Origin of the sequence: Kitasatospora sp. NBC_00039 (assembly GCF_045160625.1) — a bacterium.
Lineage (GTDB): Bacteria > Actinomycetota > Actinomycetes > Streptomycetales > Streptomycetaceae > Kitasatospora.
This window is the reverse complement of record NZ_CP108289.1, coordinates 546,448-572,638: the sequence shown is the minus strand read 5'-3', so window position 1 is coordinate 572,638 and position 26,191 is coordinate 546,448. Positions and strand designations below refer to the sequence as shown.

22 protein-coding genes are annotated in these 26,191 nt (G+C 73.4%); 13 read left to right on the top strand and 9 right to left on the bottom strand.

Annotated features, from left to right (window positions below):
* Positions 1-310: 310 nt before the first annotated feature.
* Positions 311-1,504 carry an alpha/beta hydrolase family protein gene (locus tag OG286_RS02930; protein ID WP_396320440.1) on the bottom strand — a complete coding sequence of 398 codons (1,194 nt, stop codon included), beginning with the start codon at positions 1,502-1,504 and terminating at the stop codon, positions 311-313.
* A gap of 223 nt (positions 1,505-1,727) precedes the next feature.
* Positions 1,728-2,084 (bottom strand): hypothetical protein, encoded by a 357-nt coding sequence (locus tag OG286_RS02925; RefSeq protein ID WP_396320439.1) that lies wholly within the window; start codon positions 2,082-2,084, stop codon positions 1,728-1,730.
* A gap of 368 nt (positions 2,085-2,452) precedes the next feature.
* Between OG286_RS02925 and OG286_RS02920 the strand changes: the two genes are divergently transcribed.
* Genes OG286_RS02920 through OG286_RS02905 form a run of 4 tightly spaced genes read left to right on the top strand, consistent with a single transcriptional unit; the run spans position 2,453 to position 6,711 of the window.
* On the top strand, positions 2,453-3,730 hold the full coding sequence (locus OG286_RS02920; protein WP_396320438.1) for an ABC transporter substrate-binding protein: 1,278 nt from the start codon (positions 2,453-2,455) through the stop codon (positions 3,728-3,730).
* Positions 3,727-4,659, top strand: coding sequence for a carbohydrate ABC transporter permease (locus tag OG286_RS02915; RefSeq protein WP_396320437.1), 933 nt, complete (start codon positions 3,727-3,729; stop codon positions 4,657-4,659). Before OG286_RS02920 ends, OG286_RS02915 begins: the two co-directional genes overlap by 4 nt.
* Entirely contained in the window at positions 4,656-5,489 is an 834-nt protein-coding gene (locus OG286_RS02910) for a carbohydrate ABC transporter permease (RefSeq protein ID WP_396320436.1), read from the top strand. Before OG286_RS02915 ends, OG286_RS02910 begins: the two co-directional genes overlap by 4 nt.
* Before the next feature lie 34 nt (positions 5,490-5,523).
* Entirely contained in the window at positions 5,524-6,711 is a 1,188-nt protein-coding gene (locus OG286_RS02905) for an ABC transporter ATP-binding protein (RefSeq protein ID WP_396320435.1), read from the top strand.
* 121 nt (positions 6,712-6,832) lie between these two features.
* On the opposite strand, the gene OG286_RS02900 is transcribed toward OG286_RS02905, so the two are convergent.
* The 5 genes from OG286_RS02900 to OG286_RS02880 form a co-directional block, all read right to left on the bottom strand.
* Positions 6,833-9,394 carry an ABC transporter permease gene (locus tag OG286_RS02900; RefSeq protein ID WP_396320434.1) on the bottom strand — a complete coding sequence of 854 codons (2,562 nt, stop codon included), beginning with the start codon at positions 9,392-9,394 and terminating at the stop codon, positions 6,833-6,835.
* Positions 9,395-9,504: 110 nt separating this feature from the next.
* The gene (locus OG286_RS02895; protein WP_396320433.1) at positions 9,505-10,281 is read right to left on the bottom strand and encodes an ABC transporter ATP-binding protein; all 777 of its coding nucleotides are present in this window, start codon (positions 10,279-10,281) and stop codon (positions 9,505-9,507) included.
* A 253-nt stretch (positions 10,282-10,534) separates the two neighbouring features.
* Positions 10,535-11,161, bottom strand: coding sequence for a response regulator (locus OG286_RS02890; RefSeq protein ID WP_396320568.1), 627 nt, complete (start codon positions 11,159-11,161; stop codon positions 10,535-10,537).
* A 47-nt stretch (positions 11,162-11,208) separates the two neighbouring features.
* On the bottom strand, positions 11,209-12,852 hold the full coding sequence (locus tag OG286_RS02885; RefSeq protein WP_396320432.1) for a sensor histidine kinase: 1,644 nt from the start codon (positions 12,850-12,852) through the stop codon (positions 11,209-11,211).
* Positions 12,853-13,144: 292 nt separating this feature from the next.
* A complete protein-coding gene (locus OG286_RS02880) occupies positions 13,145-14,317 on the bottom strand; it encodes an FAD-dependent oxidoreductase (RefSeq protein ID WP_396320431.1) in 1,173 nt (390 codons plus the stop codon).
* 527 nt (positions 14,318-14,844) lie between these two features.
* Between OG286_RS02880 and OG286_RS02875 the strand changes: the two genes are divergently transcribed.
* The gene (locus OG286_RS02875; RefSeq protein ID WP_396320430.1) at positions 14,845-15,531 is read left to right on the top strand and encodes a DUF998 domain-containing protein; all 687 of its coding nucleotides are present in this window, start codon (positions 14,845-14,847) and stop codon (positions 15,529-15,531) included.
* A gap of 323 nt (positions 15,532-15,854) precedes the next feature.
* Here the strand turns inward: OG286_RS02875 and OG286_RS02870 are convergent, their stop codons facing one another.
* Positions 15,855-17,480 (bottom strand): alpha/beta hydrolase, encoded by a 1,626-nt coding sequence (locus OG286_RS02870; protein WP_396320429.1) that lies wholly within the window; start codon positions 17,478-17,480, stop codon positions 15,855-15,857.
* 118 nt (positions 17,481-17,598) lie between these two features.
* Positions 17,599-18,036 (bottom strand): ArsI/CadI family heavy metal resistance metalloenzyme, encoded by a 438-nt coding sequence (locus OG286_RS02865; protein ID WP_396320428.1) that lies wholly within the window; start codon positions 18,034-18,036, stop codon positions 17,599-17,601.
* Between the two features lie 89 nt (positions 18,037-18,125).
* On the opposite strand from OG286_RS02865, the gene OG286_RS02860 reads away from it, so the two are divergent.
* The 8 genes from OG286_RS02860 (at position 18,126) to OG286_RS02825 (ending at position 26,186) form a co-directional block, all read left to right on the top strand.
* Entirely contained in the window at positions 18,126-18,518 is a 393-nt protein-coding gene (locus tag OG286_RS02860; RefSeq protein ID WP_396320427.1) for an ArsR/SmtB family transcription factor, read from the top strand.
* Entirely contained in the window at positions 18,515-19,264 is a 750-nt protein-coding gene (locus tag OG286_RS02855; RefSeq protein ID WP_396320426.1) for an aquaporin, read from the top strand. The genes OG286_RS02860 and OG286_RS02855 overlap by 4 nt, the downstream gene beginning before the upstream one ends.
* Positions 19,265-19,306: 42 nt before the next feature.
* Positions 19,307-19,726: an arsenate reductase ArsC gene (locus tag OG286_RS02850; RefSeq protein ID WP_396320425.1), complete on the top strand. Its 420-nt coding sequence runs from the start codon at positions 19,307-19,309 to the stop codon at positions 19,724-19,726.
* Between the two features lie 26 nt (positions 19,727-19,752).
* Positions 19,753-20,226, top strand: coding sequence for a GNAT family N-acetyltransferase (locus tag OG286_RS02845; RefSeq protein ID WP_396320567.1), 474 nt, complete (start codon positions 19,753-19,755; stop codon positions 20,224-20,226).
* Positions 20,227-20,410: 184 nt separating this feature from the next.
* A complete protein-coding gene (locus OG286_RS02840) occupies positions 20,411-22,363 on the top strand; it encodes an amino acid adenylation domain-containing protein (protein WP_405366032.1) in 1,953 nt (650 codons plus the stop codon).
* Positions 22,364-22,521: 158 nt separating this feature from the next.
* The gene (locus OG286_RS02835; RefSeq protein WP_396320424.1) at positions 22,522-22,764 is read left to right on the top strand and encodes a phosphopantetheine-binding protein; all 243 of its coding nucleotides are present in this window, start codon (positions 22,522-22,524) and stop codon (positions 22,762-22,764) included.
* Positions 22,761-24,173, top strand: a complete 1,413-nt coding sequence (locus OG286_RS02830) for a flavin monoamine oxidase family protein (protein ID WP_396320423.1) — start codon at positions 22,761-22,763, stop codon at positions 24,171-24,173. The genes OG286_RS02835 and OG286_RS02830 overlap by 4 nt, the downstream gene beginning before the upstream one ends.
* A gap of 291 nt (positions 24,174-24,464) precedes the next feature.
* Positions 24,465-26,186 carry a class I adenylate-forming enzyme family protein gene (locus OG286_RS02825; protein WP_396320422.1) on the top strand — a complete coding sequence of 574 codons (1,722 nt, stop codon included), beginning with the start codon at positions 24,465-24,467 and terminating at the stop codon, positions 26,184-26,186.
* Positions 26,187-26,191: the final 5 nt, after the last annotated feature.

Here is a 26,191-nt window from a genome sequence, read left to right as displayed (position 1 = left end):
CGGCGCCGAGTGCCCGCAGCCGCAGCGCGAGTCCCACCCCCGCCTCGACGTCCCTGCACGACCCGTCAACCGACGACAACACACGCACCTTGTGAATCTCCCGTTTCTGCAGGTAGTGGCCTCGGCCCGCGATTCTGCCCCACCAAGGGGGCCTTGCCGCAAGCCCCCCGGTGCGCTATAAGTTGAGAGTGGCAAGGAGTGGGTTCTCCTCTTTGCCCTCGTTCCGTCGCATCCGCGGAGCCGCGTCGCACCGGAGGCCGCTGCTGACGCGGGCCTTGATGCCTCTCTCACCACCCCGCCGCAGGCTGGATCACAGGGCCTGGGAGTGGAAGCCGATCTCCGGGTTGCCCGGGGTCGGCCCGTCCAGGATCGGCTGCTCGACGCCCTTGAGATGCAGGTCGAAGAAGGCCGCGACGAACGACCGGGTGAGCTCCACCGACCGCTGGGCGGAGATCGTGGTGCCGGGCGGACTGGGGATGCCGAACTTCTCGGCCAGCAGCGGGACGTCGGTGAAGGTGCCGTGGTTGGAGCCGGCGACGGTCAGCCAGCGCTTCCAGCCGTCGAGGTTGGCCCAGCTCCGCGTCCAGGTGGAGTCCTCCCCGCCGTCGTCCAGCGGGTGGCCGAGCATCATGAACGGCTTGCCGTCGAGCCCGGTGGCGGGCACCTCGAAGTCCATGGTGCCGTCCAGGTTCACCCCGGCGAGGATCCGGTCGTCGGTGAGCAGGGCCGGGACGGCCGCCGCACCGCCCAGCGAGTGCCCGGCCGTGCCGATCCGGTTGGAGTCGATCATGCGCGCGTAGCGCCAGGCCGGGTGGGGGTGGGCGGTCAGCCGGTCGATGACGAAGGACATGTCCTTCGCACGGCTCGCGGACACGGCCTCGGGCCCGCCCTCGGGGAACCGGTCGCAGATGACGCAGGGGAGCGTCGTCCCGTCGGGGAAGGTCGTCCCGGTGTTCTCGTAGGTGTGGTCGATCAGCGCGATGACGTACCCGCGGCTGGCCAGGTCCTCGGCGAGGCTGGTCAGTTCGGTGCGCGGCATGGTGAAACCGGGGGAGAGCAGCACCAGCGGGAACCGGCCGGGGGCCGGGCGCGCGTCGGACTCCGCCCACGTGCGGGTGGCGGTGAGCGCCTCGGTGGGGATGGTGTTGCCCGGCACCTTCCCGTCGAGCATGAGCCGGGCGGCCTCGGGGGTCATGTACGGGGCCGGGCCGCCCGTCCCGCGCTTGGCGGGGTAGTACATCGACACCATCAGCCGGCGCGGGCCCGCCGACGGGACCCACGGGTCGGTCCGGTCCTGGTCGACGAGGTGCAGGATCTCCCGGCCGACCGCGTACGGGCCGGTCGGGCGCGGCAGTTCGGTGTGGTCGCCCGCCGGCAGGGCGGCGGGCGCGGTGGCAACGGTGCCGGACGCGGGTGCGGCCAGCGCCGGAACGGCGGCGGCGAGGGGCAGGGGCAGCGCGAGCAGCAGGGCCGCCGCGGCGGCAGTGCGGCGGGTTCCGGTCATGCCCAGGACGGTAGTCCGGGCGAAGGGGAGTTGACGTCAGCTCAGAAGAGTAGGGGGTGCGCCTGAGGGGACGGCCCACCGCCCCCGGGATGCCCCACGGGTGCCCCTTAGGGGACTCGGCGGGTTCGGGCCCGGTCCCGGCACCATGCCGACGGGCGTCCCGCCGGGGAACCGTTCGGGCGAGGTGGGCGGACCGGCCCTCCTGTGCACACCGGTCGGCCGGTCACCGGGTCTTCGCGGGCTCCCGGCGGGTGGCCAGCAGGGTGGCGCCGGCCGCCGCAGCGATCGCCCCGGCCGTCAGGAACCCGCCGGTCGAGCGCCAGGACAGCACCGACCAGCGGGAGCCGGCGGAGAGCAACGAGCCGGTGCTCAGCCAGGATCCGGCCGAGAGAAGCGAGAGGGCGGAGCCGAGCGATCCCACCGACAGGGCGCTGCCCACCGAGCCGATGGAGAGCACCGAACCGACGGACCCGATCGAGAGCACCGAACCGACCGAGCCGATCGACAGCACGGAGTTCCTCGATGCGAGCGACAGGAACGAGGCGTCCTCGTGGGGCTGGGAGGAGCGGTGGTCGGCCATGGGAGCCATCCTAGGCTGTGTCCGGCCGGCGCGCCGGGGCCGCTGCGGGGAACGGGGGGAGGGGTGGATGCCGGTCCGGGCCCGGGCGGTGGCCGTCCGGTACGCGTTCCGACGAGTCCACTCGTTCGGAGCCACCCCTGTGTTCGTGGCGGTCGTCCGGGCGTGGCGGACGAGGCCGGACGGGCCACCGCCGTCGTCGGACGGGCTGCCACTGCCGGCCGGCCGCCGGCGAGGATCCGGCCGAAAGGTGCCGGCCCCGGCGGACCGGACTGCTCCGTTCGGCTGATCGACCGGCGTGGCGCGCACCGGCCCCGAAACCGCACGTGGCTACTGTCGGGAGGTCCGTTCAGCTTCACGTCGGGAGAGCGATGGCGAAGGGCCGCACGTTCCGCTCGCGATGGCTGGGCGTCACCATGGGGTTCTGCGTGGTCGCGTCCGTCCTGGCAGGCTGCGGGAGCAGCGGGCAGGGCGGGCCGGTGACGTTGAACTGGTACAACTTCCCCGACGACTCCGGGGCTCTCCAGGCGGCCGCCGACCGGTGCGGCCGGCAGTCCGGCGGCCGGTACTCCATCAAGTACAACAAGCTGCCGCGCGGGGCCGACGGCCAGCGCCAGCAGCTCGTCCGCCGCATGGCCGCGCACGACGCGGGGGTGGACATCCTGGGCCTGGACGTCACCTGGCCGGCCGAGTTCGCCGAGGCCGGGTGGATCCGGGAGTGGACCGGGCCGATGAAGGAGCAGGCCGTCGCGGACACCCTGACGGCGGCGGTGCAGACCGCGACCTGGCAAGGGCACCTGTACGCGGCGCCGTACAACTCCAACACGCAGCTCCTCTGGTACCGGGACGACCTGGTACCGGCTCCCCCGAAGACCTGGGCGGAGATGCTGGCCCAGGCCGACGCGCTGGCGAAGCAGGGGAAGCCGCACTACGTCGAGATCCAGGGCGCCCAGTACGAGGGACTGACGGTCTGGTTCAACACCCTGGTGACCAGTGCGGGCGGCTCCATCCTCACGCCGGACGCCCAGGCGCCCTCACTCGGTCCGCCCGCTGTCGCCGCCGCCGGGGTGATGCACGACACCGCCACCTCGGCGGCCGCCGACCCCTCCCTGCCCAATCAGATGGAGGACCAGAACCGCTTGGCGATGGAGTCCGGAACGGCCGCCTTCGAGCTCAACTACCCTTTCGTGTACCCGTCGATGAAGGCCAACCAGCCCGAGCTGTTCCAGCACTTCCGCTGGGCGCCGTACCCCGCCGTCCTGCCCGACCGGCCGGCCACCGTCACCATCGGCGGGATCGACCTCGCCGTGGGCGCGTACGGCCGCAGCCCGGACCTCGCGTTCGAGGCCGCGCTCTGCCTGCGGGACCGTGAGAACCAGCTCACCAACGCGCTGAAGGGCGGGCTGCCGCCCTCCCTGCGCAGCCTGTACCAGGCGGCCGAGCTCACGTCGAGCTACCCGTTCGCCGCGGACGTGCTGGCCGCGCTGGACAACGCCAGCGTGCGGCCGCAGACCCCCGCCTACCAGAACGTGTCCATCGCCATCTCGCACTCTCTCTCACCGCCCGCCGACATCCGGCCGGAGAGCACCATCGCCGGTCTCCGCGGGCAGATCGAGGACGCGCTCGGCTCCAAGGGGCTGATTCCGTGACACCGTCCACCGCGCCCGCCGACACCGGCGGGCACAAGACCGAGCAGCTGTCCGAGGGCGCCCGGCAGGAGCGCCGGCTGGGCCTGCTGCTCTGTGCGCCCGCCGCGATCGTCATGCTGGCGGTCACGGCGTACCCCATCGGGTACGCGGTCTACCTCTCGCTGCAGCGGTACGACCTGCGGTTCCCGCAGCAGGCCCGCTGGGTGGGGCTCTCCAATTACGGCGCTGTCCTCAGCTCGCCGTTCTGGTGGCAGGCGCTGTGGGTCACCGTGCTGATCACGGTGGTGTCGGTGGCGATCGAGCTGGTCCTCGGCATGGTCCTGGCCCTGGTGATGCACCGTGCGGTGTTCGGGCGCGGCACCGTCCGCACCGCGGTCCTGATCCCCTACGGCATCGTGACCGTGGTCGCCGCCTACTCGTGGCAGTACGCCTGGACGCCGGGAATCGGCTACCTCGCCGACCTCCTGCCCGAGGGCAGCGCCCCGCTGACCGACCAGTGGCAGGCGATCGGACTGATCATCCTGGCCGAGGTGTGGAAGACCACGCCGTTCATGGCCCTCCTCCTGCTGGCGGGCCTCGCCCTCGTGCCCGAGGAGACGGTCCGGGCGGCGATGGTGGACGGCGCGACCTTCGGACAGCGCATGCGTCTGGTGGTCCTGCCCCTGATGAAGCCGGCGATCCTGGTCGCCCTGCTCTTCCGCACCCTGGACGCCTTCCGCATCTTCGACAACATCTACGTGCTGACCGGTGGCTCCAACGACACCGGATCGGTGTCGATCCTCGGCTACGACAACCTCTTCACCGCCCTCAACCTGGGAATCGGCTCGGCGATCTCGGTGCTGATCTTCATGTGTGTGGCGGTCATCGCCTTCGTCTTCATCAGGGTCTTCGGTGCCGCCGCGCCGGGTGGCGAACCGGAGCGTCGATGAGCAGCCGCCGGACGCGCACACTGACCGGCTGGGGCATCGCCAACCTGGTCGTCATCCTCTACGCGCTGTTCCCGGTGTGGTGGATCGTGGCGCTCTCGTTCAAGGACCCGAGCACCCTCACCGACGGCGACTTCGTCCCGCGCAAGTGGACCTGGGAGAACTACCGGGGGATCTTCCAGACGTCCGAGTTCACCCGCGCCCTCGTCAACTCGATCGGGATCGCGGTGATCGCCACCACGATCGCCGTGGTGCTCGGCACCATGGCGGCCTACGCGGTGGCCAGGCTGAGGTTTCCCGGCAAGCGGCTGCTGATCGGGGTGTCCCTGCTGATCGCGATGTTCCCGCCGATCTCGCTCGTCTCGCCGCTGTTCAACATCGAGCGCGTACTCGGCCTCTTCGACACCTGGGCCGGTCTGATCATCCCGTACATGACGTTCTCCCTCCCGCTCGCGATCTACACCCTGTCGGCCTTCTTCCGTGAGATCCCCTGGGACCTCGAGAAGGCGGCGAAGGTGGACGGTGCCACCCCGTGGCAGGCCTTCCGCCTGGTCATCGCGCCGCTGGCCGCCCCGGGCGTGTTCACCACCGGCATCCTCGTCTTCATCTTCTGCTGGAACGACTTCCTGTTCGCCATCTCGCTGACCTCGACGATCTCGGCCAGGACCGTGCCGGCGGCGATCGCCTTCTTCACCGGGAGTTCGCAGTTCCAGCAGCCGACCGGCTCGATCGCCGCGGCCGCCGTGGTGATCACCATTCCGATCGTGATCTTCGTTCTGCTGTTCCAGCGCCGCATCGTCGCCGGCCTCACCGCCGGCGCAGTCAAGGGATGAGACCGCCCCACCGGGCGGACCAGGAAGGCGAACCGTGGCCGAGATCGTCCTCGACGGCATCACCAAGCGCTACCCGGACGGCGCCCTGGCCGTCCGCGACTTCAACCTCACGATCGCCGACGGCGAGTTCGTGATCCTGGTCGGCCCGTCCGGCTGCGGCAAGTCCACCACCCTCAACATGATCGCCGGGCTGGAGGACATCACCGAGGGCACCCTGCGGATCGGCGGACAGGTCGTCAACGACCGCGCTCCCAAGGACCGGGACATCGCGATGGTGTTCCAGAGCTACGCGCTCTACCCGCACATGAGCGTGCGGGAGAACATGGGCTTCGCGCTGCGCCTGGCCAAGGTGGACAAGACGGCCATCGCGGCCAAGGTCGAGGAGGCCGCCCGGATCCTCGACCTGACCCAGCACCTCGACCGGAAGCCCGCCAACCTGTCCGGCGGACAGCGCCAGCGCGTCGCGATGGGCCGCGCCATCGTCCGGGACCCGAAGGTGTTCCTGATGGACGAGCCGCTGTCCAACCTCGACGCCAAGCTGCGCGTCCAGATGCGGACCCAGATCGCCGCCCTGCAACGGCGGCTGGGCACCACGACCGTCTACGTCACCCACGACCAGGTCGAGGCCATGACCCTCGGCGACCGGGTGGTCGTCATGCGCGGAGGTGTCGTCCAGCAGGTCGGCAGCCCCCAGCACCTGTACGACGCACCCGTGAACCTCTTCGTCGCGGGCTTCATCGGCTCGCCCGGCATGAACTTCCTCGGTGCGGTCCTGGAACAGAACGTGTTGCGCACCTCGCTGGGCGACCTCCCGCTGGACGACCGGAAGCGGCAGGCCCTGGAGCGGGCCGACGCGCCGCGCGACCTCATCGTGGGCATCCGCCCCGAGGACTTCGAGGACGCCTCGCTGGTCGACGACCACGGCAGTGGCCTCATCGGCACCGTCACCGTGGACGTCCGGGAGTCCGTCGGCTCCGATGTGTACGTCCACTTCGCCGAGGAGGGCGGGCCCGCCCGGACCGAGGAGCTCGCCGAGCTGGCCGCCGACTCCGGCCGGGCGGACACCGGGATGCAGGAGCATCACGTGGTCGCCCGGCTGAACACCGGGACCCGCGCCGCCGAGGGCGAGGCCCTGCGGCTGTGGGTCGACACGGCCCGGATGCACGTCTTCGACCCCGGCACCGGGGCCAACCTGACCCGGCGGGAGGACCCCGGGGCCTGACCGTTCGGCCGCCGGGCCCCGAGGCGGGGCCCGGCGGCGGCGCGGCTGTCGCCGACCCCCGCCCGACCGGGCGGGTTGCGGGGGAGCGGCCCGGCCGTCACCGACGGCGGCCCGGTGCGGGTCAGGCCTCGGTGACCGCCTGGAGGGGGCCCAGAGCGCAGGCCCGGCGGGCCGGGAGTGCGGCCGCGGCGGCACCGACGGCGAGCGAGAGCACGACGGTGAGGGCGAGGGTGCCCCAAGGGAGGGCGAAGGTGTACTGGGGAATGGCCCCGTTGGCGAGTCCGCTGATCCTCCAGGCTCCGAACAGGCCGCCGGCGAGGCCCAACAGGGTGCCGTAGGCGGCGACGGTGAAGGATTCGAGGCGGATCAGCTGGCGGATGCCGCTGCGGTCCATGCCCACGGCGCGCAGGACTCCGATCTCCCGGGTCCGTTCGGTGACCGACATCGCGAGCGTGTTGATCATGCCGAGCGCCGAGATGATCACGCCGATGGCGAGCAGCCCGAGGCCCATGGTGAGCAGGTCGCCGGCGACGTCGGCCTGCTCCCGGACGAGCTGGGCGCGGTTCTGGACCTTCAGCAGGGGGCTGTTGTCGACCGCGCCGCGCAGCTGCCTCTCGCGCTCCGGGGAAGCGGCGTCGGTGGTCACGAGGATGCGCTGGACGGAGTCCCGCAGGAAGCCGTGCTGCTGGACATCGCCGCGGTAGGCGAGGACCTCCTGCGCGGTGGGGTTGTCCTGGTAGATCCCGACGACGGTGTAGGGCCGGTCGCGGTCGCCCTGGCCGGGACCGATGCTCGCGTTGATCCTCCCGCCGGTGCCGATCCGGTTGTCACGGGCGAAACTGCTGGAGACGGCGATCCGGCCCGGTCCGAGGTCGGCGACGGAACCGCTGGTGAAGTGGAGCTTCATGACGGCCCCCACGGTCTTCGGGTCGACGCCGGAGACCTGCCGGACGAAAGCGCCGGTGGAGATGGTGGAGTCCGCGACGGCGGAGGCGGTCGTGATGCCGGGCAGGGCCGCGACCCGTCGGACGGCGCCCGGGTCGATGGCGGTGGTGGTGTTGCGGGTGCTGATGACGTAGTCGGCGCTCAGGCCGGCGGCGGCCTGGGAGTCCAGGGCCCGGCCGGAGGAGTGGTCGATGACGGCGAGTCCGGAGACCAGCGCGGTGCTGATCATCAGGGCGGCGGCGGTGGCGGCAGTGCGGCGAGGATCCCGCAGGGCGTTCTGCCGGGCGAGCTCGCCCACGACGCCGAACCGGGCGGTGAGCCGGCCGAGGGGGCGGATCACCGGGCCTGCCAGCAGCGGGGCCAGCATGATCAGCCCGGTCACCAGGACGCCGCATCCGGCCATCGCGGTCCGCAGGTGCTCGTCCGAGGCGTCCTTCGCGTCGCTCAGCGAGAGGAGCAGTCCCGCGCCGAGGAGGAGCAGGGCCGCGCCGGCCGCGCCCCTGAGCCGGGACAGCGCCGCGGAGGGAGGCTGTTCGGCGGTGCGCATCGCTTCGATCGGCGCGATCTTGGCCGCGCGACGGGAGGGCAGCCACGCGGCGAGGACCGTGACGCCGACACCGACGACGAGGGAGGCGAGGACCGGCGCCGGTCCGATCACCAGCGGGCCCCGGGGCAGTGCGTCGTGCGCGGTGCCGAGCAGGGTGGGCAGGACGCCGGCGACGGCGAGTCCGAGGGCGAAGCCGAGCACGGAGGCGCCGAGGCCGACCAGGGCCGCCTCGGTGAGCACGGAGCCGACCACCTGGCGGCGGGTGGCACCGATCGCGCGGAGCAGCGCGATCTCCCGGGAGCGGCGCGTGATCAGCATGGTGAAGGTGTTGACGATGAGGAACGAGCCGATGAAGAGCGACACCACGGCGAAGACCATGGGCAGCCGGGAGTAGCCGCTGGTCTTGGTGGCGATGAAGACCGACTGCTGGTCGAGCTGCGCGGTCGCGGTGGTCGCCTCGGCGCGGTCGGCCGGCAGCAGCGCGCCGACGCGCTGGGCCAGGTCGGACTGGTCGGTGCCGGGCGCCGCGGACAGGTTGATTCCGGTGTAGTGGCCGGGGGTGGCGAACAGTTTCTGCGCGGTGGCCCTGTCGAACACCGCGAGGGTGCCGCCGGAGGTGACCCGGGTGTCGTCCGTGGCGACGGTGCCGACGAGCCGCAGCCGCAGGACGGGGCCGTCGGTGGCCAGGGTGACGGTGTCGCCCAGGGAGTAGGCGCCGGCTGCCGCGGTGGTGCGGTCCAGGGCCACCTCGTCGCCGGTGCGCGGGGCGCGGCCGGCCGTCAGCGGGTAGCGGCCGTCCTTGCCGTCGGCACCGGGGAGGTAGGCGGCGGCCAGCCTGCCCATCGCGTTGTCGGCGCGCATCGGGGTGCCGTCCTTGGCGGCGAGGGTGACCGATCCGTCGACCGCCGGGCGGGCCGCCGTGACGGCGGGCACGGCCGCCAGCCTGGCCACGAGCGCGTCGTCGAGGACGGTGGTGCGTTCGTCGGCGGGGGGGCCCGGGGGGTACTTCGGGTCCACGGTGACGGCGATGCCGGCGTAGTTCTTGGCCATGGAGGCGCGGTAGGCGGCGGTCGTGCTGTCGGCGAAGACGAGCGAGCCGGAGATGAACGCGACCCCGAGACAGACCGCGAGGACGGTCATGATCAGACGGGCCTTGTGCGCGAGGACGTTGCGCAGGGCTGTTCGCAGCATGGTGGGCTTTCGGCGGGTGTGGGTTCGACGGGCATGGGTTGGGCGGGTGCGGGCACGACGGGTGTGGCTTCGTCGGGCGCGGGGTGGCGCCGGCGGGGCCGCGAGCGCGGTCAGGAGGTGCGGCCCTGGGCCTCGAACGCGAGCATCCGGTCGAGGACGGCGCCGGAGGTCGGCTCGTGCAGTTCGTCCACCAGGCGGCCGTCGGCGAGGAACACCACGCGGTCGGCGTGGGCGGCGGCCACCGGGTCGTGGGTGACCATCACCACGGTCTGCCCCAGCTCCCGCACCGAGTCGCGCAGGAACCCGAGCACCTCGGCGCCGGCACGGGAGTCGAGGTTGCCGGTCGGCTCGTCGGCGAAGACGATCTCCGGACGGGAGACCAGGGCGCGGGCCACGGCGACGCGCTGTTGCTGGCCGCCGGAGAGCTGGGACGGGCGGTGGGTGAGCCGGTCCGCGAGGCCGACGGTGGTGACGACGGTGTCCAGCCACGCGCCGTCGGGCCGCCGTCCGGACAGCCGCAGGGGCAGGGTGATGTTCTCCAGCGCGGTGAGGGCCGGCAGGAGGTTGAAGCCCTGGAAGACGAACCCGACCTTCTCCCGGCGCAGCCGGGTGAGCTGCCGGTCGTTCAGGGAGGCCAGCTCGACCCCGCCGATCCGGGTCGATCCCGCGGTCACCGGATCCAGGCCGGCCATGCAGTGCATCAGCGTGGACTTGCCGGACCCGGACGGGCCCATGACGGCGGTGAACCGGCCGCGCGCGAACTCCACCGTCACCGCGTCCAGCGCGGTGACCCGGGTCTCGCCCTTCCCGAAGGTCTTGGTCAGGCCCGACGCGCGGGCGGCCGGCTCCGTGAGAGCGGTGCTGGAGGAAGGGAACGTCTGGGACATGGATACTCCGCCTGGCGTGCGACGGCCCGCGAGGAGTTCCGCGAGCCGGGGGATGCGTCCATCCTCACGGCCCTGAACTGCGAAAAGGTCGTTCTGAAGGCGGGAGTTGACCTCTGCCGAAGGGACTAGGGCAGCAGGCCCGTCTCTGTCGAAGGGCAGAGACGGGCCGGCGGAGCCCTGCCCCGGGGCGGGGACGGCGAGAGCTTCGCCGGCGCCCCGGGCGGGCCGCCGACGGGGCTGGTGAGCGGTGCCGTCAGGTGGCCAGGCCGATCCGGTGGGCCAGCAGCGCGGCCTGGACGCGGCTCGCCGAACCGGTCTTGTCCAGGATCGCGCCCACATGGGTCTTCACCGTGCCCGTCCCGATGCCGAGCCGCCCGGCGATCTCCTGGTTCGACAGCCCCTCGCCGAGCATCGCCAGGACCTCCCGCTCCCGGCCGGTGAGCCGGGCGATCCGCTCGTCCGCGAGCGCGCCGCCCGCCTGCGGTCCGTCACCCGCGCGCAGCATCCGGGAGATCACCGCCCCCGTCACACCGGGGGAGAGCACGGCGTCCCCGGCCGCGGCCGCCCGTACCGCGCTGATCAGTTCCTGCGGGCCCTCGTCCTTCAGCAGGAACCCGGCGGCGCCCTCCCGCAGCGCCCGGACGACGTTGTCGTCGTCGCCGAAGGTCGTCAGCATGACCACGCGCGGTGCGGGATCGAGGGCGAGCAGCGGGGCGATCGCGGCCAGCCCGTCGCACACCGGCATCCGGATGTCGAGCAGGACCACGTCGGGGCGGTGTGCGGCGGCCAGCTCGACGGCCTGCCGCCCGTCCGGGGCCTCGGCGACGACCTCGATGCCGTCGGCGTGCCGGAGGATGAGGCGCACGCCGTGCCGGATCATCGTCTCGTCGTCGGCGAGCAGGACACGGATCGGCGGGGTGGATTCGGTCACGGGGTCTCCCAGGGTGCGGCGTCCCGGACCGACGGGACGATGAAGCGGTCGATGGCGATGAGCCGCTGTGCGGCGTCGAAGCAGTAGCGGGCGATGGTCAGGCCGCCGGGGCGGGACTCGGTGGCGCCGTTGAACGGGTAGATGCAGCCCACCGTCCCGGCAGGGCGCGGGGGTTCGTGGCCGGTGGCCGCGGCCCGGACCGCCAGGTTGTCCAGGACACCCGACCCCGCCACGTCGGCGTAGGTCATGCCGACCCGGGGCAGCGGGCGCGGTCCGGCGTCGTCCCGCGGCGCGGTGGCGTAGACGAAGGCCGTCCCGAGGGCCATGAGCACGCTCACCGCCACCAGCCCGAGGGCGAGCGCCACCACCTGCGCGGTCCGGCGGTCGGGAGGGACGTCGCCCTCGTCGCCCTCGATGCCGGTCCGGTCGTCGTCGGTCCAGCCGTCGTCGGTCCTGTCCTCGCCGGGCGCGTCGTCCGGTCCCGCAGGGCCGGTGGCGGGCCTCGCGGGGCCGGGGGCGTCGCCGGGCTCGGCCGGCAACGCCGCTTCCACCTGGAAGCCGCCGGAGGGCAGGGCGGCGGCGTCGAATGTCCCGCCCAGCAGCCCGACCCGCTCCCGGAGGCCGGTGAGACCGCGGCCGGTGCCCACGCTCCCGGCGGAGACCGGGGCGGTGGGCCGGGCGCCGTTGCGGACGGTGACCCGCACCGTCGCGTCGTCGTGCACCACCGTCACGGTGACGTGCGCCGCGCTCGCGTACCGGTGCACGTTGGTCAGCGACTCCCGTACCACCCGGTGTACCGCCCGGCGCACCCGTGCCGGGCGGGTGTCGAGGTCAGGCCCCGCCCAGACGAGCCGCACGGCGATCCCCCCGCCCCGGGACTCCGCGACCAGCGTCTCGATGTCGGCGCGGGTACCGGTGGCGTCGGTGAGCGCCTCCGTCCCGGTGTCCCGGCCCAGCGGCCCGAGCACCCCGAGGGCCTGCCGCAGCTCGTGCATCGCGTCCCGGGTGGTCCGCCGCACCAGGACGGCCTCCTCACGCAGCTCCGGGTCGGCCGTCTCCAGCGCCAGCTCCAGCCCGCCGGCGTGCAGCGAGATGAGGCTGAGCCGGTGCCCCACCAGATCGTGCATCTCGGCGGCGATCCGGGACCGCTCATGGAGGCGGGCCTCGCTGTCGGCCAGCCGGCGGGCCCGCTCCGCCGCGTCCGCGCGCTCACGCAGCGCCCGCACCAGCCGCCGTTGCTGCCCGTACGACGTGCCGACCAGCCCGGGGACGATGACGGCGGTCGGGGTGAGGATGAGGCCGAGTGCCAGCCCGTACGGCACCGATCCCGGGCCGAGCCAGGGGGCGGACAGCGTCGCGCACAGCACGAGCAGAGCGGCCGCCGCGGCCGGCAGGCGGACACGCCTGCGCGCCCCGGTCGTCCGCCGCGCCACCGTGTACGCGGTCGCTGCCGTGAGAGGTCCGACGCAGGACGCCAGACCCGTGAGCCCGGCGAGGGCCAGGAGCACGGCCGCGGGGAAGCGGCGCCGCAGCGGGAGGAGCGCCGCACCGGCGGCCAGCACCGCCAGCTGCGGATACGGGTGACGCAGCAGCCCGAGGCCGGCGACCGCCCCCCACACGCCCAGACCCGCGAGCACCACCCCGGCCGTCTCCGCCGCCGCGCGGCCGGCCGCGCTCGGAAACCCTCCGGGCGGACGCGTGCGGACTGAGCGACGGAAGGGACGATGACGAGCCACGCTGACCAGTATCGGTACCGGGTGTCGCGATGGTGTGCGCCTCACGGCGGATCCCGCCTCTACCGAAAGACAGAGACGCGAGGGTGACGGCACGGCGGTTCCGCGTCTGGCCCGCCCCCTCAGGAGCCGCACCCCGCCCCTGGGTACGGCCCGGCCCGGCGGCGCCCCCGCAGGCGGGGGCGCCGCCTCGTGGGCTTCAGGGCAGCGGGGTGTCCCAGGTGAGGAGGTGCAGGAGTTCCTCGTCGGGGCGGGAGGCCGGGCGCTCGGAGCCCTGCGGCGGGGCCGCGGCGGAGGGCCGGCCGGAGGTGGGGCCGGTGGTGAGGCGGGCGCTGGCGGCCATGTTCTGTTCGGTCCGGGGCCGGCGGTGGTGCTCGTAGCGGGCCAGGGCGGCGGCGGGGGAGGACGTGTCGCGCAGGGCCTTGGCGAGGACGACGGCATCCTCCAGGGCCATCGAGGCGCCCTGGCCGGTGGCCGGGGAGGCGGCGTGGGCGGCGTCGCCGATCAGGACCGCGCGCTCGGTGCGCCAGCGGGTGCCCGGCTGCAGGTGGAGGGCGTTGGTGACCATCAGCCGGTCGCCCGTCGTGGCGACCATGCGCGCGGTGGGCGTGTCGTCCGGGTGCAGCAGCAGGCCCAGCTGCTCCCGCCACTGGGCGGGAGTGGTGCCGGTGGCCTCCTCGGCGGTCACGGGCGGGCCGGGCACGCGGGCGAACCAGAAGGTCTCGCCGGAGGGGGAGACCAGGTAGCCGAAGGCGGTGGCGCTGCCGCGGACCATGGTGATCCGCTCGGTCGGGCCGGGGGGCGGCGGGGTGGCGGTGCTGTACCCGTAGAAGACGCGCTGGCCGGCGTAGCCGGGGCCGGGCGCGGTGGGATCGAGCCAGGCACGGACGGCGGAGCGCAGCCCGTCGGCGCCGACCAGGAGGTCGCCGGTGGCGGTGGTGCCGTCGGCGAAGTGGGCCGTGATGTCGGCGGCGGTCTCCGTGACGGCGGTGAGCCGGGCACCGTGGCGGATCGTGATGCCGCGTCGGCGGACCTCGGACCGGAGGGACGTGCCGAGTTCCGCGCGGCGCAGGCAGCGGTACCGGATGAGCGGGTCGTCGGGCTCGCCGAGCGGGGCGGTGGCCAGCTCGGCGCCGTGCTGGTCGATCACGTGCATGACGGTGACGGGGAAGCCGAGGGCGGCGACGTGTCCGGCCGCGTCGACCTGGGCGAGCGCGCGCATGCCGTTGGAGGCCAGGGTCAGGAAGGCGCCGATGTCCTCCCCGGTGTCGGGGTGCGCCTCGTGGACGGTGACGTCGAAGCCCGCCTTGTGGAGCGTCAGGGCGGCCGCCGCCCCGGCGATGCCGCCGCCGATGACCAGGATCCGGGTCAACTCGCGTCCCCCTCGGACGTGTTGTCCCGCCACCGGCCGGGACGGCTCGGGGCGGGTCGAACTCCTCGCTCGGGTCGGAAGTCTAGCGAGACGAGTGGCTCCGAAGTCGGTGGCACCCGCAAGGCCGGCTCCGCCCCGGACAGCACGGTGGTCGCACCATGAGGGCGGCACGCCTGACCGCCCGCGCCGCCACAGTCTGACGCAGGCTTCGGGCGCCGGGAAGCGCTCGCCGGTTCGGGGGCGCGGGCGACAGCGCGTGGGTGGAGACAGGCATGGCGCTCTCCCGGGCGACGGCGGCGGCTCCGGGTACGGCCACGAGGGAGCCGTCGCGCACCGGTCCGGTTCGGGCCGCCGCACGAGGGACCGGAGCGGACCACCGCACAAGCGCGACCACCGGATCGCTGCGAACCCGGTTCCCGGCCCCGCGGGGCGGGTACACCCCGCAGCGACTGCCGCCTCGTGGTGCGCCGCTCCCCGGCCGCGCCGCCCGCGGCCCGACAGCCTCAGCGCGTCAAGGGGGCCGTTCCATGTCCGATCACCCCTCAAGCGACCACCAGGCCCAGGACGAGCAGACCGTGCGACGCCTCCGCCTGGGCATCGGCGTCCTCGGCCTGCTGCTGCCGATCGTCCTGCCCGTCGGCAACAGCCTCACCTCCTCCCGCATCGCCCTGCTCAGCTCGATGAGCGCGTCGTACTACACCCACATGCGCAACGTCTTCGTCGGTGGCCTCTGCGCCGTCGGCGTCTTCCTGATCTGCTATCGCCACGACCGCCGGGAGGACCGCCTGAGTTCGGTGGCCGGCGTCCTGGCGATCCTGGTGGCACTCTTCCCCGCCGAGCCACCGGGGTCGGTCGCACCACACCCGACCACCGCGCAGACGACCATCGGCACGTTCCATCTCTGCTTCGCCGCAGGCCTGTTCGGCGTACTCGCGTACTTCTGTCTCCAGCTCTTCGCGGATTCCCCGTCCAGCGGTGGGCGGCGGCCCGCGCGCGACTGGGTGTACCTGGTCTGCGGCTGGGTGATCGTGGCGTGCGTTGCCCTGGTCGCGGCCGGAGCTGTCCTCCACCTCACCTGGGACTCGCCCCTGACCTTGATGTACGCCGGCGAGGCGGTCGCCGTCCTCGCGTTCGGGGTCGCCTGGCTGGTGAAGAGCGAAGCCGTCGTCAGCTTCGCGCCGCGGGCCGCACCGGACGCCGCCACCGAGTCCTGAGCGGCCCGGGGTCGTCGGTCTCGGCGCGCGCGACCAGGCGGTCCATGCAGGCCCGTGCCAACGGCGACTACGGCCCGGCCGTCACCGCCCCGGCCGGTGCCTCCGCCTTCGACCGTGCGCTCGCCCTCAGCGGCCGCAGCCCGGGCTGGACCGGCTGACCCACCGACGGAAGGCCGGTGGGCAGCCCGACCGGGGCCGACCCACCGGCCTTTGCTCACCCCTCGTCGCCGTCGCGGTGCGCCGTCCACTCGCGTGCGCTCGCCCGGACGGCCCCGCGCGGCCGGCGGCGGGGCGCCGACGGCCGCGCGGGGTGTGGCCGTCGGTCAGCGGAGGACGCCGTGGACGGCCTCCGGGTCGGTGGGCGCGAGAGGAGTGACGGCGGTGGCGGTCCTGCCGGTCAGGGCCGGCGGCGGGGTCACGTAGACGGGGTCGGGCTCGGGCTCGGGGGCACAGGTCTTGGCGATGCGGCCGCCGCCCTTGGGGAGGCTGCCGTCGCGGAGGTAGGCGGTGAAGGTGTCGTCCAGGCAGGCGTTGCCGTGGAAGAGGATCTCGTGGAAGCTGCCGCCGGTCTGGACGACCAGCTTCGAGCCGGGCAGCGCGTCGTGCATGGCGAGGCCGCCCTCGTACGGGGTGGCGGCGTCCTCGGTGGCCTGGAAGAGCAGGACGGGCGGCAGGCCCTTGCCGGTGATCTTCGTCCGGCCGGCCGGGTTGCCCTGGGAGGGCCAGAACATGCAGGCCGCGTTGTACCACATGTTGTTGTACGTGTAGAAGGGTGCGACGGCGTTGACCTTGGTCTGGTCCTTCTTCCAGAACTCCCAGTCGCGCGGCCAGGCGTTCTCGGTGCACTGCGCCGCGTTGTAGGCGGGGAAGGCGCCGTCGTCGCCGCCGGGCGCCGCGTAGCGGTTGTAGGCGATGTTCAGCGGCCGGGTGTCGTGCTGGGTGAGGTAGGCCGAGAGGACGGTGGCCATCCGGGGCCAGCGCAGGAAGTTGTAGCCGCCGCCGTAGAAGGTGTCCTCGAATTCGGCCGGGCCGATCTTCCCGGCGGCCGGGGCGGCGTCCACCGGGTCGGTGCGCAGGGCGGCCTCGACCTGGTCGTAGGCCTTCTTGACCGCGGCGGTGTCGGTGCCCAGGTGGTAGGTGGAGTCGGCCTTGGCCGTCCAGGCCGCGAAGGCGTCGAAGCGGCGCTGGTGTTCCTTGTCCTGAAGGATGTTGTGGTCGTACCAGCTGATGGTCGGGCCGACGATGCTGTCCAGCACCATCCGCCGCACGTGCGAGGGGAAGAGCTGGCCGTACGTGGAGCCCAGCGAGGTGCCCCAGGATCCGCCGTAGAAGTTGATCTGGCGGACGCCGAGAGCCCGCCGGATGCTGTCCATGTCGCGCGCGTTGTCGACGGTGGTCATGTGCGGCATCAGCCACGACCAGTCGGCCGCGCAGTTGGCGGCGTACCCGGCCGCCTTCGCCAGCCAGGCCTTCGACGTGCCCTGGCTCGGCTGGTAGTCGGGGCGCTCGCCGTCGAAGTAGTGGGCGTCGCAGACGACATGGGGATCGCTGCCGTTGGTGCCGCGTGGGTCGAAGCCGATCCAGTCGTAGGTCGAGGCGACGTCCTGCGGGATCTGCCCGGAGATGTAGGCGGGCATCCACAGCCCGGAGTCCCCGGGGCCGCCGGGGTTGAGCAGGATCGGGCCCTGCTGCTTGTCCTGGGGTGCGGTGGCGGGGAGGCGGTTCACCTTGATCTTGATCTTGCGGCCGTGCGGGTCGGCGTAGTCCACCGGCACGTCGAGCATCGCGCACTGCAGCGCGGGCGTGGCGGCGTCGTTGCAGGAGCTCCAGACGAGCTTGCCCTGGCCGACGTCCTCGGGGGCGGGTGTGTCGGATGCGGCGCTGGCGGACGCTCCGCCGAAGGCGACGACGGCTGCGGCCGCCGAGAGCAGGGCTACGGCTTTTCTCATGAGGAGCATAATGTGATATGTGCAATGGCACATCCAGAGGGTCGGCGGGACGTTACCAAGCTGTGACTGCGGGGAGTCGGGGTGCCCGGGGCCGGGGGCCCGGCCACCCCACGCCGCGTCAGGCCGGAGTGCCGCAGGCGGTGGTGCCGCAGCAGGCGTCCGGAGCTGCGCCGCTCTTGCCGAGGGTGTCGGCGTCGGCCTTGACCACGTAGACCTCCCAGGGCTCCTGGCCGGGGCCGGTCACCCAGACCTTGTCCTGCAGCGCGAAGCAGCAGGAGGTGTCGGCCTCCTCGAAGGTGGCCAGGCCGGCCTCCTTGAGCCGGGTGGCGGCGGCGGTGACGTGCTCGGTGCTCTCGACCTCGACGCCGAGGTGGTCGAGGCGGGTGTCCGCGCCGGCCTCGCCCTCGATGAGGACGAGCTTGAGCGGGGGCTCGGTGATGGCGAAGTTCGCGTAGCCGGGGCGGCGCTTGGCGGGCTCGGCGCCGAACAGCTTGGAGTAGAAGGCGATGGAGCCTTCGAGGTCGGCGACGCGCAGGGCGAGCTGAACACGGGACATGGCGGTCTCCCTGATCCGGAGGTCTTGTTTCGACATCTGTCGATACAGCGAGCTTGCCTCTTCGCTTAGATGGCTGTCAACATAGACGTATGTCGAAATCAGAGCTGGTCGTCCTGGGGCAGGACGACACCGTTGCGTGCTGCTCGCCGATGGTCCGCGAGCCGCTGGGCGAGGAGGCCGCCGTCGACCTGGCGAAGATGTTCAAGGCACTCTCCGATCCGGTGCGGCTGAGGCTGCTGTCACTGATCGCGTCTCATGAGGGCGGCGAGGCCTGCGTCTGCGACCTGACCGGTCCGTTCGACGTCTCCCAGCCGACCATCTCCCACCACCTGAAGGTGCTGCGGGAAGCCGGTCTGGTGGGCTCCGAGCGGCGCGGGACCTGGGTCTACTACTGGGTGCTGCCGGCTGCCCTGGCCAAGCTGTCCTCCCTGCTCCAGGCCCCGGCCGGCACCGCCGCCGTGGCCGCCGGGGAGGCGAGATGACGGGGACGGCGCCGCTGGGGCGCCGGGCCGCGGTCGAGTTCGTCGGGACCGGAGCGCTGGTCGCCGTCGTGGTCGGCTCCGGTATCCAGGCCACCCGGCTGTCCCCGGACGTCGGGGTGCAGCTGCTCGCCAACTCCCTGGCCACCGTGTTCGGCCTGGGCACGCTGATCGCTCTGCTCGGCCCCGTCTCGGGCGCCCATTTCAACCCCGCCGTCACCCTGGCCGCCTGGTGGGCCGGCCGGCGAAGCGGGGAGGGGCCGAGCCTGCGCGAGGCCGCCGCCTACGTTCCGGCGCAGGTCACCGGGGCGGCTGGCGGAGCGGTGCTGGCCGACGCGATGTTCGCCGAGCCGCTGGTGCGCTGGTCCACCCACGACCGCTCGGACCCGCACCTCCTGCTGGGCGAGGTGGTGGCGACCGCGGGCCTGGTCCTGCTGATCTTCGGCCTGGCCCGCACCGGCCGCGCCCACTTCGCCCCGGTCGCGGTCGCCTCCTACATCGGCGCGGCGTACTGGTTCACCTCCTCCACCAGCTTCGCCAACCCGGCCGTGACGGTCGGCCGGGCCTTCACCGACACCTTCGCAGGCATCGCCCCCGCCTCGGTCCTGCCGTTCGTCGTCGCCCAGCTCGCCGGGCTGGCCGTCGGTGTCGCCCTGGTCGCCGTGCTGTTCGGCCGCCCCGTGCCCGCCGCTGTGGAGGACGTCGTCGTTCCGCACGGTGAGCACCACCCGGCCTCCTCCGGCCGCTGACCCGGCCCTCCCTCCTGTCCTCCCCCTCGAAGGGACCCGCTCGTGAGTACTCCCGCCGTCCCGTCCGTGCTGTTCGTCTGCGTGCACAACGCCGGCCGCTCCCAGATGGCCGCCGCCTTCCTCGCCCGTCTCGGCGGGGAGCGGGTCGAGGTCCGTTCGGCCGGCTCCGCCCCTGCCGGCACCGTGAACCCGGCCGTGGTCGAAGCGATGCGCGAGGTCGGCATCGACATCTCCGCCGAGGTGCCCAAGGTCCTCACCGGCGAGGCGGTGCAGGCGGCCGACGTGGTGATCACCATGGGCTGCGGCGACGCCTGCCCGTACTTCCCCGGCAAGCGCTACCTGGACTGGGAGCTGGAGGACCCGGCGGGCCAGGGCGTGGACGCGGTCCGACCGATCCGCGACCGGATCGGGCAGCGCATCCGCGCCCTGCTGGCCGAGCTCGGCATCGAGACCGCCGCGTGACGGGCGCACCGGTGACCGTCGCCGCGATGCTCCCCGCCCACGCCGAGCAGGTCCTGGCGATCTACCAGGCCGGGATCGACGGCGGCGACGCCACCTTCGAGACGACCGCCCCCGGCTGGGAGGTGTTCGACGCCGCCCGGCTCCCGGAGCACCGCCTGGCCGCCGTCGACGGTGGCGGCCGGGTGCTGGGCTGGGCCGCGGTGGTGCCGGTCTCCGGCCGGTGCGCGTACACCGGGGTGGTCGAGCACTCCGTCTACGTCCACCCCGAGGCCCGGGGCCGAGGCGTCGGCCTGGTCCTGCTGCGGGCGCTGCTGGCGTCCACCGACGCCGCCGGCATCTGGACCGTGCAGTCCGGCATCTTCCCCGAGAACACCGCCAGCCTCGCCCTGCACATCAGGGCCGGGTTCCGCGTGGTCGGCACCCGCGAGCGTCTGGGCCGCCACCACGGCCGCTGGCGCGACGTCGTGCTGGTCGAGCGCCGCAGCCCGACCGTCGCCTGAGAACCCCCTACGGCTCGCCGCCATCCTCCTGGCAAATTCGGCACGGGATTTCGCCGGCCTTTCCGCCCGGTGGGTGCGGGGGTTCGCTTCTTCGGTCGCGATCCGCGGGAACTCCGGCACCGTTCCGGTACGGAAGATCTCCGGGGTGGTGTGGCGGCGGTGGGATCCGCCCGTGTTCCGGGAAATGCCGGACCTGTCAATCGCATACACACCACAGGGCGGGAAATCCCGCGAGGAGATCACTCTCCGTCGCCTTGGCATCGCTCATCGAAGTCGCTGGAGTCACAGGGGCCAGCCCTGCTGGACCTCGCCTCGTTCACATGTCAACCACAAATCCTTGAAGCAGCATCCTCAACATCCATTGTGGCTACGCATGTTCGAAGGTAGAGTCCCGGCTCGCCGAGCACCGACAAGGGCTCGCACGGCATTCTTTGGGGCGGGCATGACAAATAACCGCAATATCAACGGAGCCACTTCCGACCTGATTGACGCGTTCACGGAAACCGTGGGCCGATTTTCCGCACGACCGGCGATTGTCCACCACGGACACGTCCTGAGCTATCGCCAACTCGGCATGTTGGCGGGCGCGTTGGCCGAACGGCTGGGTGCCGCTCCGGGCGTGGTCGCCGTGCCGGCGGTCCACACACCGGAGACGGTGGTCGGGCTGCTCGGTGTGCTGGCGGCGGGCGGTGCGTACTGCCCGGTCGATCCGGCCATCCCGCCGCAGCGCCGGCAGGCGATGCTGACGGCGGTGGGGTGCCGCACCGGACTGGCCACCGCCACCGGTCCTGACGACCGGTACGGCCCGGACGGGCCGCTCCTGGCAGGGCCGCTTCTGGACGGGTGGGGCCTGGAGCCGGGCCTGGACGGGCCGGCCCTGGGGCTGGTCGGTCTGCCGCGATTAGCCGGTCCCGACACGGCGGATCCGGTGGCGGAGCCGCCGGCAGGCGAGCCGCGCCGGATCGATCCGGAGCAGCCGGCCTATCTCCTGTTCACGTCGGGTTCGACCGGGCAGCCGAAACCCGTCGTGACGCCCCGCCGGGCGATCTCCGTGACCGTGGCGTCCCTGCGCGAGCTGTTCGGGCTGACGCCCGACGACCGGGTGCTGCAGTTCGCCTCGCTGAACTGGGACACCTGCTTCGAGGAGATCCTCCCGACCCTCACCGCGGGTGCCACCCTCGTCCTCGACGCCGAGGCGCACTCCGGCTCGTTCCCCCGGTTCCTGCGGATGGTCGAGCGTGAGCGGATCACCGTCCTGGACCTGCCGACCGCGTTCTGGAACGAGCTGGTGCTCCACCTCACCGAGGAACGGCGGACGCTCCCCGGCTCCGTCCGGCTGGTGGTGATCGGCGGCGAGGCGGCCAACCCCGCCCGGCTCGCCGACTGGGCCGCCCTGGACACCGGCCGGATCCGGCTGCTCAACACCTACGGGTCCACCGAGACCACGCTGATCACCCATGCCGTCGACCTGCACGGGCCGCGGGCGGCCGAGCGGGCGCGGCCGTGGGCGGCCGGTGACCGGGTGCCGATCGGCCGGGCGCTCCCACACGTCCTGGAACGGATCGGCGAGCAGGACGAGTTGCTCGTCGGCGGGCCCGCGGTGGCGCTCGGGTACCACGGGCTGCCGGAGGCCACCGGGGCGCGGTTCGCCGTCGTCGACGAGGTCCGCTGGTTCCGCACCGGCGACCGGGTGAGCCGCGCGCCGGACGGCGTGCTGACTCACCGGGGGAGGCTGGACGGCGAGTTGAAGGTCCGGGGCATCCGGGTCGACCCGGCCGAGGTCGAGGCGGAGATCGCCGGCCACCCGGGCGTCACCGCCGTCGCCGTGACCGGGGCGACGCTGGCCGGCCGATCGGTGCTGGTCGCGTACGTGGTGCCGCGTCCCGGCGCCACCGCCGGCACGCTCGACGCCGACGTCCGCGCGTACCTGCGCGGCCGGGTGCCGGGCCATCTCGTGCCCAGCCGGATCACCGTCGTCCCCGAACTGGTGCTCACCGCGAGCGGCAAGGTCGACCGCGCCGGCTCGCACGGCCGCCACGCGCCGCACGGACCGGGATCCGGCCGGACACCCGGAGCCGCCCCGGTTCCGGCGGTTCCGTCGGTCCCGGCGGTTCCGTCGGTTCCGTCGCAGCACTAGCCCCCGGGACGGGTTCACTCCCTGCCCGCCCCGACGCGGCCGGCCGGGGCCCGGTACGGCCGAGGGCGGGGCACGCCCCAGCACGCCCCGGCCGGGCCTCTTGCCAGGCCACCACCAGGTGCCCCACAGGCGCACCCACAGGTCAAAGGAGAGCACTGATGACCAGCGTTGACACCACGTCCGCCGACGCGGAGGGCGTGGCGGTGATCTTCCGCCGCGTCCTGGAGAGCGCCGACGTCGCGGCGGACTCGGACTTCTTCCTCCTCGGCGGCGACTCCCTCATCGCCACCCGGGTGCTGAGCGCCGTCGCCCGTACCTACGGGGTCGAGCTGTCCTTCGAGGACTTCGTGCTCGCGCCGACCCCGGCCGGCCTCGCCGAGCTGATCGCGTCCGCCGGATGAGCGGCCGGAGACGCGCCACAGTCGCCTCCGCCGTCGTCGTCGGGGCCGGGCCGGCCGGGCTGACCGCCGCGGCCGGGCTCGCGGCCCGCGGGGTCGAGGTCACCGTGCTGGAGGCACGGGACCGGGTCGGCGGTCGGACGCACGGGATCGAGGTTTCCCCCGGCGCATGGGTGGACGCCGGGGCCGCCTACCTCGGCGACCGGCACACCGAACTCCTCGCCCTCCTCAAGGAACTGGACCTCGGCACCACGCCGACCACGATGCTGGGCGCCAGTCGCTTCGCACTCGGCGGCGACAGGGGCGGAGACCCGGGCGGCGACCAGGCCGGCGACCGGACCGGCGGCGGGCACGCCACCCGGGACGGCCGATTCCCGCCGCTCAACGCCGTGGCGCTCGGCGACCTCTTCGACCGGCTCGCCGAACTCACCGCCGCCGTACGGCCGGACGCGCCCTGGCTCACCCCGGACGCCGAGCGGCTGGACACCCTGACGGCCGCCGACTGGGCCGAGCAGGAGCTGTCCCACCCGGACGCCCGGCTCTTCTTCCCGCTCTTCCTGGGCGAGATGATGGCCGCCGACCCGGCCGACGTCTCCGTCCTGCACATGGCCTTCTACCTCCGCTCGGGCGGCGGTCTGCGGTATCTCAACGCCTTCGAGGGCGGCGCCCAGCAGGACCGGGTGGCCGGCGGCGCGCACCTGCTCTGCGAACGGCTGGCCGCCCGGCTGGTCTCCTCGCCCCGCGGGCGGCTGCGGCTCGGCGAGCCGGTCCTGGCGGTCCGCCAGGACGAGGACTGGGTCACCGTCCGTACGGCGCGGGGCGAGTACCGGGCGGACGTCGCGGTGGTCGCGCTGCCGCCGCTGCTCGCCGACGCGCTCGAACAGCACCCCGCGCCGGCCGCGCCCCGCTCCGGCGAACGGACCGGACGCGGCTGTGCGGTGAAGGTCCACCTGGTCTACCCGACGCCGCTCTGGCGCGAGCACGGGCTCTCCGGCTGGTCGGTCAACGCCGAGGGTCCGCTGCTCTCGACGGTCGACGACTCGCCGGCCGGAGCACCGACCGGCGTACTGACCGGCTTCGTCACCGGCGCCGAGGCGCACCGGTTCGCCGCCCTGGACGGGGCGGAGCAGCGCGCCTCGGCGGCCGCGCAGGCCACCCGGCTCTTCCCGATGCTCCCCGATCCGATCGGCTTCCACGTCACCGACTGGGTCAACGAGCCGTACAGCATGGGGTGTTACGCGGCCCTCCTCGGGCCCGGCGACTGGCTGCGGCTCGGGCCGGCGCTGACCGCCCCGCACGGCCGGGTGCACTGGGCCGGCACCGAGACCAGCACCGAGTACTTCGGGCTGCTGGAGGGTGCGGTCCGCTCCGGGCACCGCGTGGTCGCGGAGATCCTCGACTTCCAGGCCTGAGCACCTCGCCGACCGATCACCGCGGGCCGGTCACTGCCCGCGGACCGATCACCTCCCGGCCCGGTCGCAGCCCGCGGCCCGAGCACCCCCGGCCCGAGCACGGCCCGGCCCGGTGGCCGCCCCGCGCGACCCCCCCGCCGCACCACCGTACGTCCGGGCAGGACGGCGGAGCGGCAGTCCGGCACCACCACCGCACGAACCCGTCCGCCGAGCACCAGATCTCCCACACCACCAAGCCCGTCCGCCCGTTCCACGAGAACCAGGCCACGGGCCACCCCCCCAGGAGACGCCATGAGCGACCAGAGTTCCCACCAGAGTCCCGTCGCGCCCCTTGCCGCCCGCGAGCGGCTGATGACCGAGCCCGACCTCGGCGCCGGCAACTTCCTCGACCACGCCATCGCGGTGAACCCCCACCGCGCCGTCCCGTTCGCCTACAGCCACCACACCGACCACCGGGGCGCCGTCGTGCTGCGCGGCCACAGCCTGCTCGACCTCGCCGCCCTGCGCGACCGGTACGCCGCCTGGTACCACGCCAACGGCGTGCGCCCCGGCGAGCCGGTGGCCGTGGTGATCGGCGAGGGGCTGGAGCCGCTGCTGCACTTCCTCGCGCTGAGCGCGCTGGGCGCCGTCCCGGCCCTGGTCAACGACGCGATGCGGCACGACGTGATGGTCCGCTACCTCAACCACGTGGGTGTGGTCGGCGTGGTCGCGGACGACACCACCCGCCTGGCCGCCGCCTACCGCCAGGACCCGCAGCGCCGGCCCCGGTTCCTCGCGCTCGCCGCCGAGGTGCAGGCCTTCGACGCGGACGCCTCCGGCGGGCTCCCGGCGGTGTACCCGTACCGGCACGCGGCGGACGACGTGGTCGCGCTGATCCACTCCTCCGGCACCACCGGCACGCCCAAGTCGACGATGCTGGCGCACCGCCAGTTCTGGGACGGCAAGCAGCCGCGCATGCTGCGGTTCCCGGCGGAGCCGTACGACCGGCTGATGTCGCTGATGCCGCACACCCACGCGGGCGGCCTGAGCTACTTCCTCACCGCGACGCTGCTCGGCCTGCCGACGGTGGTCATGGCCGACTGGCGGCGCCCGGTCGTCGAGCCGGTGATGGAGGCGTTCGAGCCGACCATGGTGGCGTCGTTCCCGCGCACCTTCGTCGAACTCGCCACCGGGGAACTGCCGGTGAAGGGTGCCGCCAAGGTGCACTCCTGGTTCAACACCGGTGACAGCGCGCACTACGGGCACATCCGCCGGCTGGTCCGGCTGGGCGAGCGCCCGGCCGGGCTGATCCGGCCGTGGCTGCTGCCGAGCGAGAAGGCCGGGCAACCTGCCCTCTCCGGCTCGCAGTTCGTCGACGGGCTGGGCTCCTCCGAGATGGGCATGGCGCTGTTCGGCCAGGTGACCACGCCGGAGACCGTCCGGGACGACCGCTGTGTCGGCAAGCCGCTGGAGGTGGTCCGCCGGGCGGCCGTGCTGGACCAGAACGGCGAGGAGGTCCCGGACGGCGCGGTCGGGCTGCTCGCGGTGGACACGCCGTCCCGCACACCGGGCTACTGGAACAACGCCCGCCTCACCAGCAGCTTCGAGCTGGCCGGCTACTGGCTGACCGGGGACGTCGCCCGCCGCGACGCCGAGGGCCGGTTCTACCACCTCGACCGTACGGTGGACGTCATCGACACCGCGGCCGGGCCGGTCTACAGCCTGCCGATCGAGGAGGTTCTGCTCGCCGACTGCGCCGAGCTGGTGCGGGACTGCTCCGTGATCGGTGTGCCGGGCACGGCCGGCGAGGGCCAACGGCCCGTCGCGGTGGTCCGGTTGCAGGCGCAGGCCGAGGACGCGCGGGCCGAGGACGTCCTGGAGGCCGCCAACAAGGCGCTGGCCGGGGCCGGTCTGGCAGCGCTCGCCGCCGTCCGGATCGCCCGCACCGCGGAGGAGTTCCCGCTCGGGCCCACCGGCAAGGTGCTCAAGCGCGAGCTCCGCACCCGGTTCGCCACCCTCTTCACCGGCCAGTAGCCGCC

Excerpts from the sequence above, each read along its gene's own strand:
- OG286_RS02930 (WP_396320440.1), bottom strand. The coding sequence starts at position 1,504 with ATGACCGGAACCCGCCGCACTGCCGCCGCGGCGGCCCTGCTGCTCGCG.
- OG286_RS02925 (WP_396320439.1), bottom strand. The coding sequence starts at position 2,084 with ATGGCCGACCACCGCTCCTCCCAGCCCCACGAGGACGCCTCGTTCCTG.
- OG286_RS02920 (WP_396320438.1), top strand. The coding sequence starts at position 2,453 with ATGGCGAAGGGCCGCACGTTCCGCTCGCGATGGCTGGGCGTCACCATG.
- OG286_RS02910 (WP_396320436.1), top strand. The coding sequence starts at position 4,656 with ATGAGCAGCCGCCGGACGCGCACACTGACCGGCTGGGGCATCGCCAAC.
- OG286_RS02900 (WP_396320434.1), bottom strand. The coding sequence starts at position 9,394 with ATGCTGCGAACAGCCCTGCGCAACGTCCTCGCGCACAAGGCCCGTCTG.
- OG286_RS02895 (WP_396320433.1), bottom strand. The coding sequence starts at position 10,281 with ATGTCCCAGACGTTCCCTTCCTCCAGCACCGCTCTCACGGAGCCGGCC.
- OG286_RS02890 (WP_396320568.1), bottom strand. The coding sequence starts at position 11,161 with ATGATCCGGCACGGCGTGCGCCTCATCCTCCGGCACGCCGACGGCATC.
- OG286_RS02875 (WP_396320430.1), top strand. The coding sequence starts at position 14,845 with ATGTCCGATCACCCCTCAAGCGACCACCAGGCCCAGGACGAGCAGACC.
- OG286_RS02870 (WP_396320429.1), bottom strand. The coding sequence starts at position 17,480 with ATGAGAAAAGCCGTAGCCCTGCTCTCGGCGGCCGCAGCCGTCGTCGCC.
- OG286_RS02865 (WP_396320428.1), bottom strand. The coding sequence starts at position 18,036 with ATGTCCCGTGTTCAGCTCGCCCTGCGCGTCGCCGACCTCGAAGGCTCC.
- OG286_RS02860 (WP_396320427.1), top strand. The coding sequence starts at position 18,126 with ATGTCGAAATCAGAGCTGGTCGTCCTGGGGCAGGACGACACCGTTGCG.
- OG286_RS02855 (WP_396320426.1), top strand. The coding sequence starts at position 18,515 with ATGACGGGGACGGCGCCGCTGGGGCGCCGGGCCGCGGTCGAGTTCGTC.
- OG286_RS02845 (WP_396320567.1), top strand. The coding sequence starts at position 19,753 with ATGCTCCCCGCCCACGCCGAGCAGGTCCTGGCGATCTACCAGGCCGGG.
- OG286_RS02840 (WP_405366032.1), top strand. The coding sequence starts at position 20,411 with ATGCCGGACCTGTCAATCGCATACACACCACAGGGCGGGAAATCCCGC.
- OG286_RS02835 (WP_396320424.1), top strand. The coding sequence starts at position 22,522 with ATGACCAGCGTTGACACCACGTCCGCCGACGCGGAGGGCGTGGCGGTG.
- OG286_RS02830 (WP_396320423.1), top strand. The coding sequence starts at position 22,761 with ATGAGCGGCCGGAGACGCGCCACAGTCGCCTCCGCCGTCGTCGTCGGG.
- OG286_RS02825 (WP_396320422.1), top strand. The coding sequence starts at position 24,465 with ATGAGCGACCAGAGTTCCCACCAGAGTCCCGTCGCGCCCCTTGCCGCC.